Origin of the sequence: Cryobacterium sp. TMT1-2-2, assembly GCF_004403505.1 — a bacterium.
In the GTDB taxonomy this organism is placed as follows: domain Bacteria; phylum Actinomycetota; class Actinomycetes; order Actinomycetales; family Microbacteriaceae; genus Cryobacterium; species Cryobacterium flavum.
The window spans coordinates 59,795-75,634 of sequence record NZ_SOGS01000009.1 but is presented as its reverse complement, the minus strand read 5'-3'; the positions used below and the strand labels follow the sequence as shown (position 1 = coordinate 75,634).

Annotated in this window: 16 protein-coding genes; 7 read left to right on the top strand and 9 right to left on the bottom strand. The window is 62.7% G+C overall.

Going from position 1 to position 15,840, the window contains the following annotated elements; genetic code table 11:
- Both E3T35_RS07455 and E3T35_RS07450 read left to right on the top strand, forming a co-directional pair.
- Nucleotides 1-990 (top strand): LacI family DNA-binding transcriptional regulator, encoded by a 990-nt coding sequence (locus E3T35_RS07455; RefSeq protein ID WP_134347060.1) that lies wholly within the window; start codon nt 1-3, stop codon nt 988-990.
- A 794-nt stretch (nt 991-1,784) separates the two neighbouring features.
- A complete protein-coding gene (locus tag E3T35_RS07450; RefSeq protein ID WP_241987916.1) occupies nt 1,785-2,810 on the top strand; it encodes a glycerophosphodiester phosphodiesterase family protein in 1,026 nt (341 codons plus the stop codon).
- 160 nt (nt 2,811-2,970) lie between these two features.
- Here E3T35_RS07450 and E3T35_RS19230 read toward each other — a convergent pair whose 3' ends face one another.
- Nucleotides 2,971-3,111: a hypothetical protein gene (locus E3T35_RS19230; protein WP_166789874.1), complete on the bottom strand. Its 141-nt coding sequence runs from the start codon at nt 3,109-3,111 to the stop codon at nt 2,971-2,973.
- Nucleotides 3,112-3,468: 357 nt separating this feature from the next.
- On the opposite strand from E3T35_RS19230, the gene E3T35_RS07445 reads away from it, so the two are divergent.
- The 3 genes from E3T35_RS07445 to E3T35_RS07440 all read left to right on the top strand — a co-directional run bounded on the left by E3T35_RS07445 (nt 3,469) and on the right by E3T35_RS07440 (nt 4,900).
- Nucleotides 3,469-3,708 carry a helix-turn-helix domain-containing protein gene (locus E3T35_RS07445; protein ID WP_241987917.1) on the top strand — a complete coding sequence of 80 codons (240 nt, stop codon included), beginning with the start codon at nt 3,469-3,471 and terminating at the stop codon, nt 3,706-3,708.
- Between the two features lie 4 nt (nt 3,709-3,712).
- Nucleotides 3,713-3,901 (top strand): hypothetical protein, encoded by a 189-nt coding sequence (locus tag E3T35_RS19735; RefSeq protein WP_241987918.1) that lies wholly within the window; start codon nt 3,713-3,715, stop codon nt 3,899-3,901.
- A 126-nt stretch (nt 3,902-4,027) separates the two neighbouring features.
- A complete protein-coding gene (locus E3T35_RS07440) occupies nt 4,028-4,900 on the top strand; it encodes a site-specific integrase (RefSeq protein WP_241987919.1) in 873 nt (290 codons plus the stop codon).
- Nucleotides 4,901-5,420: 520 nt separating this feature from the next.
- On the opposite strand, the gene E3T35_RS07435 is transcribed toward E3T35_RS07440, so the two are convergent.
- From E3T35_RS07435 to E3T35_RS07400, 8 genes are all read right to left on the bottom strand, one after another.
- Nucleotides 5,421-6,953 (bottom strand): tripartite tricarboxylate transporter permease, encoded by a 1,533-nt coding sequence (locus E3T35_RS07435; protein WP_134378290.1) that lies wholly within the window; start codon nt 6,951-6,953, stop codon nt 5,421-5,423.
- A 1-nt stretch (nt 6,954) separates the two neighbouring features.
- Nucleotides 6,955-7,482, bottom strand: a complete 528-nt coding sequence (locus E3T35_RS07430) for a tripartite tricarboxylate transporter TctB family protein (RefSeq protein WP_134378289.1) — start codon at nt 7,480-7,482, stop codon at nt 6,955-6,957.
- Entirely contained in the window at nt 7,479-8,489 is a 1,011-nt protein-coding gene (locus E3T35_RS07425; RefSeq protein WP_198421005.1) for a tripartite tricarboxylate transporter substrate binding protein, read from the bottom strand. Before E3T35_RS07425 ends, E3T35_RS07430 begins: the two co-directional genes overlap by 4 nt.
- 126 nt (nt 8,490-8,615) lie before the next feature.
- Nucleotides 8,616-9,794, bottom strand: coding sequence for an acetyl-CoA C-acyltransferase (locus E3T35_RS07420; protein ID WP_134347064.1), 1,179 nt, complete (start codon nt 9,792-9,794; stop codon nt 8,616-8,618).
- Nucleotides 9,794-10,570 carry a 3-oxoacyl-ACP reductase FabG gene (gene fabG / locus E3T35_RS07415; protein ID WP_134378288.1) on the bottom strand — a complete coding sequence of 259 codons (777 nt, stop codon included), beginning with the start codon at nt 10,568-10,570 and terminating at the stop codon, nt 9,794-9,796. The genes E3T35_RS07420 and fabG overlap by 1 nt, the downstream gene beginning before the upstream one ends.
- 61 nt (nt 10,571-10,631) lie before the next feature.
- Nucleotides 10,632-11,846, bottom strand: coding sequence for an acyl-CoA dehydrogenase family protein (locus E3T35_RS07410; RefSeq protein WP_134378287.1), 1,215 nt, complete (start codon nt 11,844-11,846; stop codon nt 10,632-10,634).
- Nucleotides 11,843-12,283 carry a thioesterase family protein gene (locus E3T35_RS07405; protein ID WP_166789873.1) on the bottom strand — a complete coding sequence of 147 codons (441 nt, stop codon included), beginning with the start codon at nt 12,281-12,283 and terminating at the stop codon, nt 11,843-11,845. The genes E3T35_RS07410 and E3T35_RS07405 overlap by 4 nt, the downstream gene beginning before the upstream one ends.
- On the bottom strand, nt 12,276-13,484 hold the full coding sequence (locus E3T35_RS07400) for a CaiB/BaiF CoA-transferase family protein (protein WP_134347068.1): 1,209 nt from the start codon (nt 13,482-13,484) through the stop codon (nt 12,276-12,278). The genes E3T35_RS07405 and E3T35_RS07400 overlap by 8 nt, the downstream gene beginning before the upstream one ends.
- Before the next feature lie 149 nt (nt 13,485-13,633).
- Here E3T35_RS07400 and E3T35_RS07395 point away from each other — a divergent pair, with 149 nt between their 5' ends.
- Together E3T35_RS07395 and E3T35_RS07390 are read left to right on the top strand one after the other, a co-directional pair.
- Nucleotides 13,634-14,560: a LysR substrate-binding domain-containing protein gene (locus E3T35_RS07395; RefSeq protein ID WP_134347069.1), complete on the top strand. Its 927-nt coding sequence runs from the start codon at nt 13,634-13,636 to the stop codon at nt 14,558-14,560.
- A gap of 107 nt (nt 14,561-14,667) precedes the next feature.
- Nucleotides 14,668-15,834, top strand: coding sequence for an acyl-CoA dehydrogenase family protein (locus E3T35_RS07390; RefSeq protein WP_134378286.1), 1,167 nt, complete (start codon nt 14,668-14,670; stop codon nt 15,832-15,834).
- Nucleotides 15,835-15,840: the final 6 nt, after the last annotated feature.

Below are 15,840 nucleotides of genomic sequence, written 5' to 3'. Positions count from 1 at the left end.
GTGATAACCAGCCGAGACGTCGCACAATTAGCCGGTGTGTCCCAGGCGACAGTCTCGCGTGCCATGTCGTCTTCCTCCAGAATCAGCGCTGAGACAAAGGCCAAGGTCCTGGCGGCGATGGAAACCCTGGAGTACGTGCCACACGCCGGGGCGCAGGCGATGAAAACCCAGCGTACGAACACGATCGGCGTCGTCGTTGCCGACATCACAAATCCCTTCTACCCAGAAGTACTCGATGAGTTGACCCGTGAACTCGACGCTGCCGGGTACAGAGTCGTTATTTGGAATGCGGGCGGCGGCAGTCACCATGATGCCCTGCGTGCCATCCGAGAACGAGCCGTGGACGGCGTCATCTTCACGACAGCGACCGAGGACTCTGCTGAGCTGCAAGCCGCGTTGAAGAAGGGCAGCCCGATTGTCTTGATCAACCGCCGCATCGACGGTCTGCAATGTGATCAGGTGACGAGTGACAATCTCTCCGGCGGGGCCGTCGTCGCGGACTACCTGATCCAGCACGGAAAGACTCGGGTTGGCTTCATCGGAGGCAGCGAAAGCGCGAGCACCTCGCGCGATCGCGGTCGGGGATTCATGAACCGGATGACGGAGCACGGTTATCCCGTGCCCGACGACCTTCTTCGTCACGGCGGATTCTCGCACGAGCAAAGCTTTCGGGTTATGCATGAGTTCATCAATCAGGCGAATCCGCCGCAAGCCGTTTTCTGTGCCAACGACCTCATGGCCTTCGGAGCCCTCGATGCGGTGCGCAGTAATGGGCTGACCACCCCTGACGACTTCTGGGTCATCGGGTATGACGACGTTGAAATCGCATCATGGCAATCTTTCGACCTCACCACCGTGCGTCAGCCAAGCCGAGAAATGGCTCGCGTCGGAGCACGCATGCTACTAGATCGCATCAACTCACCGCAGATGACAGCTCAACACGTTGTCTTTCCTTGCGAGCTCATCATCCGCGGAAGCGCTCGGGGCTGAGGCTTCGCTGGCTCAGATCGGTTGTGCTTTACATCCCCGGCAGCTTGAAGACCTTCATTGCCGGCTCCGCGAACACCTAGATGAGTGAGCCCTTATCGGTTGGTTGCGCGCCAACTGCTGAGCCCGATCGGACTTTCCCTGCGTAGGCGCTCCGCCAAGCAATCGGTCTGCTCTCCGCGGTGATCATCGAACTCGCCCCGGATACCCCCGTCCTAGGGCGAGATCACCCGACTGATCGATTCAACCCCGGAACCCCACGGTAAATCCGGAAGACCGTGAAGCGCTCCGACCTAGCCGGGGCACGCCAGCCACCGCTACTGCGCGCGCCACTCCCGCTACTGCCGGGGATTCCGCCTCCACCTGATTTGGACATTAGACGGACTGCCCGTCGTCTGCGGCCTCGCCAACCCAAGGTCGGCAAACGCGAAGCCGCCGAAATCATGCTCCGCCATCAACATCTGATCAACCGGAGCAGGTCATTATCTGAGACACGGCTTCGCCGACGTGAACGTGTCCACTAAGCAATCAACTCCACAACAAAATTGTCTCGAATACTGGGTTGTTCGCCACCTCGGGCTTTACTCGTGGTGCGGAGGTGGCTGTTTGGTGAAGGTAGGCCCGGTGTCAACGTCGGGTGTTCGTTTCTTGAGTGTTCACCTCACGGGCACTCTTTAGCCACCAGATGAGTCTGTCGCAACCCTATGGTTTGTGACGTCACGGCCTATTCCAATTGAGCGGAGCATCCAATGTCCTTACGTCATGTCCTCGCTACGCTGGCCCTTGTGCCTGCCTTAATGGCACCTTTCGCGCTCCCGGCAGCCGCAGCCGACGATTCCGGCGTGCTGCCCCAGAAGTCCCACTTCGATCTGCAGGCCCACCGGGGTGGCATAGGTATGACTACTGAAGAATCGTTGGAGGGGTTCGGCAAGGCCATGCGCCTTGGTGTCTCCACGTTGGAGCTGGACACTCAGATCACCCGGGATGAGAAGGTAGTCGTCAATCACGACCGGCAGATCAGCCCGTTAAAGTGTCGTGACACGGAACCGGTTACGCAGGGCGACCCGATGTACCCGTACGCGGGTAAGTACATCAAAGACCTGACCCTGGCTCAGATCAAGACGATGGATTGCGGCTTCCAGCAGCTACTCGGCTTCCCTGAGCAGGAGCAAATCGCAGGCTTCCGGATGGTCGAGTTGAAAGATGTGCTGAACCTGGTCAAGAGCTACCACGCTAAGCAGATCACCTTGAACATCGAGACCAAGGTTGAGGCCGGCACCCCGGAGCAGACTGCGCCAGTAGGCCTCTTTGTGCGTCGGGTCTTTGAGGAGATTCGCGCGTCGGGTATCGAGGACCAGGTCACCATCCAGTCCTTCGCCTGGGGGGCGCTTAATGAGATGCACAACCTGGCGCCGGAGTGGCCTTTGGTGGCGCTGACCAACCGAGACTTCCTGCAGGTGGGTGAGCCCGGTGCCTCACCGTGGCTCGGCGGAGTCGACGCCGACACCTACGGCGGCGATCTCGTCACGACGGCTGCCGCAGCAATTCCCGGTGGCCTCACTGCGGTGTCACCAAACTACGGGTTCCCCCAGAATGGCACGGTCGCCGACCCCGGCTTTCAGTTCTACCCCGATCAGCAGATGGTGTCTAAGGCACACGCCCGCGGTCTCAAGATCATTCCGTGGACCAGCGATGATCCGGCCACGGTGAAGGAGCTCATGGACCTGGGTGTCGACGGCATCATCACGGACTACCCGAATCGGGTTCGGCAGATCATGGCCGACCGCGGGATGAGACTACCGAAGGCGTACGAGCCGCGCTAACAACTGATCGCGAGAATCAGAGAAGAATCCGTCATGCGTCGAAGGAAAATGGCTTCGGGTTGCGGCAAAGTTCGCGCCCTGCGGCGTTTCGCGAAACGGTCTGGTCGGAACAAAAAGCCATTCACCTGAGGCTCCCGAGGAGCGATTTCTACCTACCTCATCAAGCGACCTCCGCATCGGGATCGAAACTGACATCGAACGCGGTGTCGTAGTCGGCGAGGATCCGCTTCCGCGCGAGGGCGACGGAAGCAGATGCCCACAGCGCGTCACAGAAAATGTCATCGTCTTGCTGTGCTTTCACTCGATGCCCATCACTTACCCACCTGAAACAACCGTGGACCACCAAGAATGTCCGCGTAGAGTGGGATGTAGTGAACCGCCCCGTTCCCTACAAAACCCAGGGAATCCGCGAATTCCCGAGACATTCGGTCACGTCCAGAATCGCCCCGATTCTGCAAGGGGTCGCAGGTTCGAATCCTGTCAGCCCGACCAAAAGTCCCGGAAACTCAAGGGTTTCCGGGACTTTTTAGGTTAAGAAATTGGTCACCCCATCAAAAACCCCTCCGAGATGGCCTTCTGGCCGCTCAGCCGTGCGAGGCGACCACGTCACATTCGGTCCCCTTTGATTGCTTAGGTACGCCGGTCGCACCTACGGAATATGAACACGAACGAAAACAATTCAACCGCCGTCTCGTTGGAACCGCTGATGGATGTCGCCGAGCTGGCGAGCTACCTCGGCATCCCGGTCTCGACCGTCTACGACTGGCGCGTGCACGGCAAGGGGCCGACCGCGTACGGATTCGGCAAGCATCTGAAGTTCGCCATCTCCGACGTGCGCTCCTGGATGGCCCAGCAGCGCGAACCGTCTGGACAGCCCGGTACCCCCGCTCGGCGGTGAACTGATGTCGCGGCCACGTCAGACGATCGGCACCTTCGGCGACATCATCACCCGCATCAGGCCGTCGGGCCAGTTCGAGGCCCGAACCCACTACCGGGATTGGGATGGCCAGTCGCGCCAGGTGCAGGCCACCGGCAGTAGCGCCAAGGCGGCCGAACGCGCGTTGAAGGGCAAGCTAGCTGAGAGGACCTAAGTGCAGCCCACAAACGGTTACCTGACTCCAGACAGCGCATTCACCGACCTGGTGAAGTATTGGCTGGACGACATCGACGCGGAGGGTCGAATCTCCAGGACCATCCGCAATCTGTATGAGCGCAACATGCGCACGCTCGTGCTGCCGGTATTTCAAGACCTCACCCTGCGCGAGATCGGCTTCCTCCGCTGCGATCAGTTCATCAAGCAGATGGCCAAGCTCTCCTGCAGCCGCGCCAAACAATCGCGCGTCGTGCTGCGCCTGGCGCTCGAGTTGGCCGTGCGGCACGAGATCCTCCCGACCAACCTCATGGATCATGTGGCCCGTTTACATCGCGAGCCCCACATCCCCGATGCACTCACCGCGGTCGAGGTCAACAAGATCCGCACCGCGATCGCGCGGTGGGAAGCCGGCGTCGGACACGTCTCCGGTCCACGGCCAGATGGGCAGCTCAGCTCGATCGTCGAGGTGATGCTCGGCACGTCAGCTCGCATCGGAGAAGTGCTGGCGATCCGACGCGTGGACGTCGACGTCACCAGTGCCGTACCGTGCATCCGTCTCGCCGGCACGATCGTGAGCCGCAAGGGCGAGTTGACCTTTCGGCAGAATCACTCGAAGACGGCGAAGTCGCGGCGCGTGGTGGCGCTGCCGACGTTCACGTCGGACGCGGTGCGTCGACGACTCGCTATGTCCCACGACCTCTCCCCCGATGGCCTGCTGTTTCAGTCTCGCGACGGAACCCCGCTGACCACCGCGAACGTGCGTCGCCAGTTGCGCAGCGTTCTTGGTGAGGCAGGAATCGACGGAGTGACGCCGCACCTGTTCCGCCGCACGGTGGCCACCGCGGTCAACGACAACGCCAACGTCGAGCTGGCCGCGGAGTTGCTAGGGCACACAGACACGAAAATCACGGTGCAGCACTACATCCGGCGAAGCGAGGTGGTGAACCCGGCGACCGCGGAGCTTCTCGATCGGGCGTTTGCGAGGGATGAAGAGTAGGCGACCATTCGCACGTCGACGCAGAGGCAAAATGGCTCTTCTGCGTCTTTTCGGAGATCAGAAACTAGGCGCGGATTTGGACTCGAACCAAGAACAAATGATAGGCGTCGGGGTGGTGGTGCGCACCTGCATATGGGGCAGACTTCCGCGGAATTCCGCGGTTCTCATGGGGTTTAGTGTACGCGCTGTACGGTGAGATACGGCCTGAATCTGGTCAGATTTTGGGGTTTATGGTGCGTTTTTGGTCACCGCTGTGCTTACCCAGGCACCCGCCCCACAATGGTCTGGACTGGATCGTGGTCGTACCCGGTAGGGCTCACGGTCACGATGCGAAGTCCCGTCACGCTTGCCACCCAGCAGCAGTGAAGACAGTTCTCATTCTTGCCGGGTACTCAAGAACCTCCATTGGTCTCGGGACAAAAAATTACCGCGTCCCCCGGGTGGACTCGCAGCCCACCACTCGGTCATTCACTGAGCACCCGACATGTTTACCAGACGTGACAAGCGATCGAGTGAACGCCTACTTCGCGTCCACTCGGGTTTTCGTGGGGGCGGCAGCCGCAGCCCTGGCCGTCCTGGCACGACGCATGCGGCTGATAAACGTGTAAGCCACGAACGTCGCGAGCAAGCCGAAAATGGTTGCCGAGATGGGATCGGAGACGAAGATGTCGAAGCTGCCGCCAGAGATCAACATCGACTGCCGAAACGATCGTTCCAAGATCGGCCCGAGGATGAAGGCGAGTACGAGTGGCCCAGGGTCGAAACCAGTCTTGATCATAATCCACCCGAAGACGCCGAAGATCAGGACCACCCACATGTCGAAGGGATTGTTGTTTATTGAGTAAACGCCCACCATGACCACCATGAGAGCAAACGTTGCAAGGATTCCGGTTCTGACCCGCAGCATCTGGATGAAAATGCCGATCAGTGGGATATTGAGAATTACGAGCATCACGTTGCCGATGTACATGGACGCGATGACGCCCCAGAAGATGTCGGGGCGATCCTCGATCAGCGACGGCCCCGGCGTAATCCCCTGCAGCAACAGCGCGCCGTAGAGCATCGCGAGCACCACGTTCGAGGGAATCCCCAAGATCAGCAGCGGTATGAAGGCGGATGTCGACGATGCGTTATTCGCTGTCTCCGGCCCCGCTACCCCCTCGATCGCTCCCTTGCCGAACCTCGAGGGGTCTTTCGCGCGGCGCTTTTCGAGCGCGTAGGAAGCGAGGGACGAGATGACGCCGCCGCCGCCGGGCAGAACCCCGATCACGAAGCCGAGCAGCGAACCGCGCACGATCGCGCCGGACGAGTCCCGGAAATCCTTGCGGGAGGGCCAGATATTTTTAATCTTGGTCGTGATCGCCTGCGCTTTTTCGGTGCGTTCGAGGCTGTGCAGCAGTTGGCCGACGCCGAAAAGGCCCATCGCGATCGCGACGAAGTCGAAGCCGCCGAGCAGGGACGGGATACCGAAAGTGAAGCGGGCCGTTCCCGTGATCGGGTCCTGGCCTACGGTCGAGAGCAGCAGGCCGATTGCGGCCATGCACAGGCTCTTCATCGTGGAGCCGGTGCCGAGCGAGGTCACGAGGAACAGCCCCAGCACCATGATCGCCACGTAGGAGGCCGGGCCCACGGCCACGGCGACCCGGGCGAGGACAGGCGCGAGGAAGGTGAGCCCGATGATGGCCACGGTGCCGCCGATGAAGCTGCCGATCGCACTGATTCCGAGCGCCGGGCCGGCCCGCCCTTGCTTGGTCATCTGGTATCCGTCGAAGGTCGTCACAACGGATGCCGCTTCCCCCGGTATCCGCAGCAGCACCGAGGTGATCGTGCCGCCGTACATCGAGCCGTAGTAAATGCCTGCGAGCATGATCACGGCGCTCGTGGCGTCCATCGTGTACGTGATCGGCAGTAGCAGGGCGATCGTGGCCGTGGGGCCGAGGCCCGGCAGCACTCCGATCGCTGTGCCGATAACCACTCCCACAAACACGAATAGCAGGTTCATGGGGTCGAAGGCAACAGAGAATCCGAGGCCCAAATTGTTGAAGACGTCCATGTCACATTCCGATCAGTCGGGTGATGGTGCCCACGACGATGTCGTCGGGAAAGGGGACACCGAGCAGAACTGCGAAGCCCACGTAGAAGACGGCGGTGCCTCCGACCGCAAGCACGAGGGCGAGCCGCCACGATTCTTCGCCGAACACGCGCAGCCACAGCAGGAGCAGCAGGAAGGCGGGAACGACGAATCCGATCGCCGTGAAGAGCAGGATGAAGACCACGAGGCTCAGCACTCCGCCGACGAGCAGGGTCGTGAGCCTGGTCCACTTCTCGTACGCCTCCGTGTCGGGAACCATCGTGAGAATGGCAGCCGTGACGGTGACCGCGATGGAGACCACGAACGGCCAGAGTCCGGGCCCGGGGTTGGTAAGTTCGCCCAGGTCGAGGCGCCAGGACTCGACCACAGCGACTATTGCTGTCACCAACAGCACCACCGGGACGAGCCGGTAGTGACCATTGTTCCGAGCGCCGCTTCCCACCACCTCGGGCTCGGCGACCTCGGTGGCCTCGAGCGTGTCGTCACTCATTCTTGACCGAGGATGGGTTCGTAGAGCTTCTGCATGTCCGCGAAAATCTGGTCGAGGGCAGCAGCGTCCCCGAACTCGGCCGGCACGAACATCTTCCCGACCTGGTCGACCACCTTCGGGTCCTCCGAACAGGTCTTCAGTTCTGCCTCGAGGGTGGAGACAATATCGTCGGGCATGCCCTTCGGCCCGACGACTCCGAACACCGAGACGGCGTTGACGAGGTCCGGGAATCCCTGTTCGGCCAGGGTTGGCACATTCGCGTACCAGTCGGCCCGCTCCGGGCTGCTCACGGCGAGCGGCACGAATGACCCGTCGTCGATGCGCGACTGCACGTCCTGATGATCGGTGATGAAGAGAGCGTCGACGTGGCCACCGAGCAGGCTCGTGGTCATCTCGGCGTTTCCAGCGGCCGGAATGGCGGTGACGTCGATGTCGTATTCGTCGCTCAGTCGCCCCAACTCGATGGCCGCTGAGGTCGTGGCCCCGGGGATGGCGACGCTAAGCTTTCCTGGGTTCTTTTTAGCCGCGGCGAAGAATTCTTCGGCGCTCTCGTAGGGAGATTCCGCGCCGACGACGAGCACGGTCGGCATTTGCGCCATCACACCAATCGAGGTGAAGTCCTCGAGGTTGTAGTTGAGCTTGTTGATCATGGGATTCATCACAAGCGGGCCGTTCGTGCCGAGGGTCAGGGTGTACCCGTCAGGCTTGGCGCTCGACACGTCCTGCATGGCCAGGCCGCCGCTTCCGCCCGGTTGGTTCTCGACCACGAAGGTCTGGCCGAGCCCCTCCTCGAGGCAGGAGGCGTAGGCGAGGGCGGTCACTGTGGAGGGACCTCCCGCGGCGAATGGCACCACGAAGGTGACGGGCTTTGACGGGTAGTCGTCTTCTGCTTTCGGGGATCCCGCGGCGCCGGCGGCGCTGCAGCCGAGAAGGCCCAGCATGGCCAGTCCGGTGATTGCGGGCAGGAATATTGCGGTGTTCTTCTTCAAAGCTGACCTCATTGTCATCTGATGTGTGTCTCATGGTGGGGTGATTCGGTCCAGCCCGTATTCACTGTCGCAAGGTCATAATTTCATCTCCAATACTATTTCGGGGGTGTACTGCTACTTCGTCTGCATAAACGCGCAGCAGGCTCAGACTCGTTCGAGCAGCATCGCCGTGCCCTGGCCGAGGCCCACGCACATGGTCGCCAATCCGCGACGGGCGCCCTCGCGCTCCATCCGGCCTATCAGAGTGATGGCGATGCGTGAGCCCGATGATCCGAGCGGATGCCCGAGGGCGATCGCTCCACCGTCACGGTTCACGATCTGCGGGTCGAGTCCGAGGCGCCGGATGCAGGCGAGCGCCTGCACGGCAAAGGCCTCATTGAGCTCGATCGCTCCCACGTCGCCGAGCGACCACCCCGCACGGTCGAGCACCTTACGGGTGGCCGGCACGGGACCGATGCCCATAATCTGCGGAGGCACCCCGGCCGAGGCTCCGTCCACGATTCGTGCGCGCGGCGCGAGGCCCAGCCGTTCGATGGCCCTCGCACTGGCCACGATCACGGCGGAGGCTCCATCATTGAGCGTGCTCGAATTGCCCGCCGTCACGATCCCGCCTTGCCGTACGACAGAGCGCAGGCCGGCGAGGGTCTCGAGAGTGGTGTCCCGCCGCGGCCCCTCATCGTGCTCCACGAGCCCTTTCTTCGTGGCCACCGGAACGATTTCGGCCGCATAACGACCGCCGTCGATGGCCGCAGCCGCCCGCTCATGGGAACCGAGGGCGAAGGCATCCGCTTCGTCGCGGGTGATGTTGTCGACCTGGGCGAGCTCCTCGGCCGTTTCAGGCATCGAGAGCGTGGACATGGATGGAAACCTCGGGTTGACGAAGCGCGCCCCAATGCTCGTGTCCGAGATCTCGCCCGGGCGCCCGAAGGCCTTCTCCGGTTTGGCCAGCACCCATGGCGCCCGCGACATCGATTCCACACCGCCGGCCACGACCACGTCTGCGGCGCCGCTCTTGATCATGTGCGACGCGAGAATGATGGCGCTCAGACCCGAAGCGCACAGGCGGTTGACCGTGAGCCCGGGGATCTCGTCGGGAAAACCGGCGAGCAGGCTGGCCATGCGCGCCACGTTGCGGCTGTCTTCGCCGGCCTGGTTGGTGTTGCCGAGGATCACCTCGTCGATCGCAGCGGGGTCGATGCCGGTGCGGTGCACGAGCTCGCCGAGCACGAGCGCCGCGAGATCGTCAGAGCGGATGCCCGACAGGGCCCCGCCATAGCGACCCACGGGGGTGCGCACCCCGCCGACGAGAAACGCCTCGGCCATCAGCGCGCTCCCCCGTTGATGTAGAGGGTCTGCCCGGAGATATAGGAGGAATCATCGCTCGCGAAGAAGGCGATTGCAGCGGCGACCTCGTGCGGTGCCCCTACCCGGCCGAGCGGTGTGCGCTCGGCGACCGCTTTCTGGTGGTTCTCCGCGGTGCTGCCGATCCGCTCGGCGGTGGCGGCGGTCATAGCCGTGGCGATGTACCCGGGTGCGACAGCGTTCACGGTGATGTTGAACGGGCCGAACTCGAGGGCGAGCGTTGCAGTGAGACCTTGAATCCCCGCCTTGGCCGCCGCATAGTTCGCCTGACCCCGGTTGCCGAGGGCCGAGCGACTGCTCAGGCTCACGATCCTGCCGTATCGGGCAGGGACCATGAATTTTTGGGCAGCCTGGGCGCACAGGAACGCACTCGTCAGGTTGGTGACGAGCACCGAGTCCCAGTCGGTGCGACCCATCTTGAACAGCAGGTTGTCGCGCGTGATCCCTGCGTTGTTCACGAGAACATCGAGACGGCCGGCCGTGTCGAATACCTGCTGGAATGCCTCGGAAACCCGGTCTTCGTCTGTGACGTCGCACACGAGGCCATTGGCCGATCCGCCGGCCGTGACCACGGCGTCGGCCGCAGAGATCTGCTCGGCGGTGGCGGCCGCGCGATCCCCGTTCAGATCAAGGATGGCCACGTGAGCGCCCTCCGTGGCGAGCCGCAAGGCCGTGGCCGCCCCGATACCCTGGGCACCGCCGGTGATCACGGCGACCCTGTCATTGAACCTGTTCATAAAATCTCCCTGTTCGGTCCGTGCATGTCGGTCTGTGGATGGGCGCTCGCGGGCCGGAGGCTCATGCGAACGCCGAAATTCCGGTGATGTCGCGGCCGATCAGCAACGATTGGATCGAGTCCGTGCCCTCGTAGGTGTGCACGACCTCCATGTCGGTGAGGTGCCGAGCCACGTGGTTTTCGAGCAGCAGGCCGTTGCCGCCGAGCATGTCGCGGGCCTCCTGGCAGATCCACCGCCCCTTCTGGGCCGTGTGCATTTTGGCGAGCGAAGCCATGGCTCCGGTCATCTTGCCCTGGTCAGCGAGCGTGGCCAGCCGGAAGCAGAGGAGTTGCATTGCGGTGAGCTCCGCGAGCATATTGGCAAGTTTGTTCTGCACAAGCTGAAAGCTCCCGATGGACTTGCCGAACTGAACGCGGTCGCGGGCGTATGCAACAGCGGCCTCGTAGGCGGCGATGCCGTGTCCCAGAGCCTCCCACGAGGCCCCGCCACGGGTGGAATTGAGCACCCGAACGGCGTCCGCGAAGGAGTGGCCGTTCACGAGCTTATTTTCGGTGGGAATGCGCAGATTCGTGATCGTGATGTCCGGCTGCAGGATGGCCCTTTTGCCGACCTTGCCCGTGATGACGGTGGCTTCGTAACCGTCGGGGAAGGAGCCGTCGCTGTTTTTCTCCATGACGAAGGCCTTGACCTTGGCGTCGGATTCGTCGCGCGCCCAGATCACCACGACGTCAGCGAAACTCGCATTACCGATCCAGCGCTTGGCTCCGTTGAGTACGTAGTGCGCTCCCTCGAGTCGCGCACTCGTTTCGAGCGCTACCGAATCGGATCCGTGGTTGGGCTCGGTGAGTCCGAACGCGCCCACGAGGTCGAGCGCCGCGAGCCCGGGTAGCCAGCGCTGCTTCTGCTCCTCACTACCGAGCATGTTGATCGTGCCCATGGTGAGACCGGACTGGACCCCGATGAAGGTGTTTATCGACCCGTCAGCGCGGGACATTTCGAGGGACACCATTCCGGCGCCCAGGCGGCTCAGCCCGGGGCATCCGTAGCCCTCGATCGTGCCGCCCACGATCCCGAGTCTGGCGATCTTCGGAACCAGCTCGAAGGGGAACGCGGCACGATCCCAATAATCATTGATGATGGGGAGCACTTCCGCGTCTGCGAAGGCCCGCACCTTGAGGCGGAGGGCGCGCTCCTCGTCACTGAGGAAGTCGTCGACCAGATAGTAGTCACTATTTATGACTGCGTCAGTGTTGATGGCGGTGTCGGTGTCGGTCATGCTGTGCCTTTCTGTTGCTGCCTCTGCGGCATTGCATCGGCGATAAACCAGCGGTCGAGCGAACTGCGCTCCTCGGCGTCGAGCAGTCGAGCAGTCCCGTGTACTGGGTGCACGGGAACCATCACGGTCGAGGCATCCAATACCGGGTGGCCGGCCTGTTTTCCTGAATAGTGCAGGGTGTACGACGTGGATCCCACCCGGGAGACCCACACGTCGATCTCGACGGCGGGGCCGAACTCGATCGGGCGGCGAAAGCTGAGCTGCAGCGCGGCCACGACCGTCGGGGAGTCGACGTGGTCGTAGCCCGTGAGCGCCTGCGCCCGCCACGCGAGCCTGGCTTCCTCGAGCAGGGTGGCGACACGCGCGTTATTGACGTGGCCATTGAGATCCTGGTCGCTCCACCGCACCGCGACCCGGGCACGGAATGGCTCAGTCAACGAGCTGCGCCTCGCGTGTGGCAAGCCACGAGCGCACGAGAGCGGAACTCTCGTTGAGTTTCGGCGGAGCTAGGTCGTAGGTCACCGGGGTCTGGGAGAATTTCACCGGATGCCGCACCGTGGGAATGCTGCGATCCCCGGTTCCCGCCAACACGACCGGCTCAAGGCCGAGCTTTTCGGCGAGCTCGATGCCGCCCTTCACGTCCTGGATCGGTGCACACGGCAGGCCCAGCTCGGAGAGAAACTCGAACCACTCCGCGGCCGAGCGCCGGGCGAGCTGACGCTGCAGGATCTCCCGCAGCGGGCCGCGATGCGCGTTGCGGGCCTGAGGCGAGTTGAAGCGGACATCCGTCGCCGCCTCCGTGATGTCGAGCGCCGCGCACAGCTTCGTGAATTGGGGATTGTTGCCCGCCGCAATGATAAGCATTCCGTCGCCAGTCGGCATCGGCTCATAGGGGTAAAGGCTCGGGTGCTCATTGCCCATGCGGGTAGGAATAACCCCGCCCGTGACGTAGGCGGCAGACTGGTTGACCATCCCGGAGAGCGCGGAAGAGAGCAGGTTGAGTTCCACACGCTGCCCACTGCCGGTAAGGTCCTTGTGGTGCAGGGCACCCAGGATGCCCATACCCGCGTGCAATCCGGTGATCACGTCGAACATTGCGAGCCCGGCGCGGTAAGGCTCGGTGTTCTGGCCGCCGGTGAGGCTCATCATGCCGGACACGGCCTGCACGAGCAGGTCGTAACCGGGAAGCCCGGCCCCGGCTCCGGTGCCGAATCCGGTGATCGAGGCGTAGATTACCTCGGGGTTCCGTGTCACAACCGAGTCGTAGTCAAGGAAGAACCGGTCGAGGCCACCCGGTTTGAAGTTCTCCACCAGCACGTCGGCCCGCGCTGCGAGCTCATGGGCCACCGCGCGGTCGGCCGCGTCGTTAAGGTCGAGCGCGATCGAGTGCTTGTTGCGGTTGACCGAAAGGTAAAACGTTGCCTCGTCGTCGCGCACCGGCGGAATCCACCCACGGGTGTCATCGCCCTGCAGACTCTCCACTTTGATGACGGTGGCACCCATGTCGGCGAGCAGCATGGTGCAGTACGGGCCGGCAAGAACGCGGCTGAAGTCCGCCACAATGATTCCGCTCAGTGGCCCGCTTCCAGGTCGACCGAAAATCCTGTGCAGCCTCGTTGCTGCGCCAGATTCATCCATTGAATGACTCCTTGTTCGTCTGTCGTGCCTTCACTGTCGCAAACGGAATTACTCCCTGTCCAATATCAATTACGCTCTCGATTGATACTCCCAGGGCAATAGTGCATAAATCGTTGACAGTTTCATGCGGCTATCGAAATAGTTGAAGCATGGAAATCCAGCAAATTCGTGCGTTCCTGGCCGTGTCCGAGGAACTTCACTTCGGCCGCGCTGCCGCAAAACTCTTCATGGCGCAGCCCCCACTGAGCCGGGCCATCCAGAACCTGGAGCGCGAGCTCGGAACCCTGCTCTTCTCCCGCAGCACCCGTTCGGTGCGTCTCACGCCGGCGGGCGAAGCGCTCGTGCAGCCAGCCACAGACATCCTCGACGGCGTGCGTCGTGCGGGGGTCGCGGTGTCGTCGGCGGGAAAGGGCGAGACCGGCCGGGTGCGAGTGGCGTTCGCTGGAGCATCATCACACGTCATGGTGGGCACACTCGCCAAACTCGTGCGCGCGACCCACCCGGGAATCGACTTCGAGCTCTACAGCTCTAACTTCGCCACCCCCGCGCTCGACAAGGTGATCAACCAGGAGATGGAGATCGGACTGGGGCGGTGGAACTTCATCCCGGCCGGCATCGAACATCGGGTGATCGCCTACGAGAACCTCGTGATCGCGATCCACTCCAGCCATCCGCTCGCCGATCGACAGTCCGTTTCCATGCAAGATCTCGTCGGCGAACACTTCGTGACGTTGCCGCAGGACCCCGGCGCGATCCTGCGCGATTACCTCATGCGACTGGCCAGCACGGCCGGTTTCGTGCCCTCCATCGTGCAGGTGGCTCCCGACACGTGGACGCTCGTCTCGCTCGTCGCGGCCGGGATCGGCGTTGCACTCACCGTCTCCACGGTGGCCGAAAACGTGCACTACCCCGGCGTTGTTTTTCTGCCCCTCGATGACGAAATGGCGCCCATCCTCTTGCAGCTCGTGTGGCGCGCCGACAATGACAGCCCGGCACTGCGCGAGGTCCTGCGACTCTCTGAAGAGGTACTCCCCACTCCACCCGTGATTCCCACCACCGAGATTCATGCTGAATAGAAATAATTCCGCCCCCGATTCGGTATTGGATCGAAAATAGATTTACTGGCACAGTCGAGAGCGTGGCGCTGGTCACCCAGCGCGCAAACTCGGCAAAGGAGCCACTCATGCCCGCGACCACCTCGGATATTCTGAATCTCGACGGGCTGCTGAGCGCAGCCGAACTCGAACTGCGTGACACGGTTCGGACCTTCGTACGGGAGAGAATCGGGCCGTATATCAAGGACTGGTACGAATCGGCGCACTTCCCGCCCGAGATCGTGGAACAGATGGGCGCCCTCGGGCTGCTCGGCATGCACCTCACCGGCTACGGCTGCCCCGGCCGGTCGAGCGTGGAATATGGCCTGGCCGCCATGGAACTCGAAGCCGGCGACTCCGGCCTGCGCACCTTCGTGAGCGTGCAGGGTTCGCTCGCAATGAGCAGCATCCACAAGTGGGGCTCCGAGGAGCAGAAGAACAGATACCTGCCCGAGATGGCGGCCGGCCGGCTGATCGGATGCTTCGGACTCACCGAACCGACCGCAGGTTCCGACCCGTCGAGCATGGCAACGACCGCCCGCCGGGATCACACCGGGGGCTGGATCCTCCAGGGATCCAAGCGGTGGATCGGCCTCGCATCCATTGCCCAGATCGCCATCATTTGGGCCATGACCGACGAGGGCGTGCGCGGTTTCATCGTGCCCACCGACACACCTGGCTTCACTGCGACGCCGATCGAGGCGAAACTCTCGATGCGGGCCTCCATCCAGTGCGACATCCTGCTCGACGACGTTCGGCTTCCCGACACCGCGCTACTGCCGGGAGCGCGCGGCCTGAGCGGACCGTTCGCATGCCTGAATGAGGCCCGTTATGGCATCATCTGGGGTGCGATGGGTGCCGCGCGGGACAGCTACGAAGTGGCCCTGGCGTATTCCCTCGAACGCATGCAGTTCGACAAGCCCCTCGCCGCGTACCAGATCACGCAGCTGAAGCTCGTGAACATGCTGCTCGAAATTCAGAAGGGCACCCTGCTCGCCATCCACACCGGCCGCATGAAGGATGCCGCTGTTCTCGAGCCCGTGCAGATTTCACTTGGCAAGCTCAACAACGTGCGCCAGGCGCTGGACATCTGCCGCGAGGCCCGTTCCATCCTCGGTGGCAACGGCATCACCACCGAATACTCTCCGCTGCGCCACGCGAACAACCTGGAGTCCGTGCGTACCTACGAGGGAACGGACGAGGTGCACACGCTCATTCTCGGCAACCACATCACCGGCATTCCGGCGTTCCGGTAGGCGGAA

What these genes read in the sequence shown, in the direction of transcription:
- E3T35_RS07450 (WP_241987916.1), top strand. Translation starts at nt 1,785, where the DNA reads ATGGCACCTTTCGCGCTCCCGGCAGCCGCAGCCGACGATTCCGGCGTG.
- E3T35_RS07445 (WP_241987917.1), top strand. Translation starts at nt 3,469, where the DNA reads ATGAACACGAACGAAAACAATTCAACCGCCGTCTCGTTGGAACCGCTG.
- E3T35_RS19735 (WP_241987918.1), top strand. Translation starts at nt 3,713, where the DNA reads ATGTCGCGGCCACGTCAGACGATCGGCACCTTCGGCGACATCATCACC.
- E3T35_RS07440 (WP_241987919.1), top strand. Translation starts at nt 4,028, where the DNA reads ATGCGCACGCTCGTGCTGCCGGTATTTCAAGACCTCACCCTGCGCGAG.
- E3T35_RS07435 (WP_134378290.1), bottom strand. Translation starts at nt 6,953, where the DNA reads ATGGACGTCTTCAACAATTTGGGCCTCGGATTCTCTGTTGCCTTCGAC.
- E3T35_RS07430 (WP_134378289.1), bottom strand. Translation starts at nt 7,482, where the DNA reads ATGAGTGACGACACGCTCGAGGCCACCGAGGTCGCCGAGCCCGAGGTG.
- E3T35_RS07425 (WP_198421005.1), bottom strand. Translation starts at nt 8,489, where the DNA reads ATGACAATGAGGTCAGCTTTGAAGAAGAACACCGCAATATTCCTGCCC.
- E3T35_RS07420 (WP_134347064.1), bottom strand. Translation starts at nt 9,794, where the DNA reads ATGGCCGAGGCGTTTCTCGTCGGCGGGGTGCGCACCCCCGTGGGTCGC.
- fabG (WP_134378288.1), bottom strand. Translation starts at nt 10,570, where the DNA reads ATGAACAGGTTCAATGACAGGGTCGCCGTGATCACCGGCGGTGCCCAG.
- E3T35_RS07410 (WP_134378287.1), bottom strand. Translation starts at nt 11,846, where the DNA reads ATGACCGACACCGACACCGCCATCAACACTGACGCAGTCATAAATAGT.
- E3T35_RS07400 (WP_134347068.1), bottom strand. Translation starts at nt 13,484, where the DNA reads ATGGATGAATCTGGCGCAGCAACGAGGCTGCACAGGATTTTCGGTCGA.
- E3T35_RS07395 (WP_134347069.1), top strand. Translation starts at nt 13,634, where the DNA reads ATGGAAATCCAGCAAATTCGTGCGTTCCTGGCCGTGTCCGAGGAACTT.
- E3T35_RS07390 (WP_134378286.1), top strand. Translation starts at nt 14,668, where the DNA reads ATGCCCGCGACCACCTCGGATATTCTGAATCTCGACGGGCTGCTGAGC.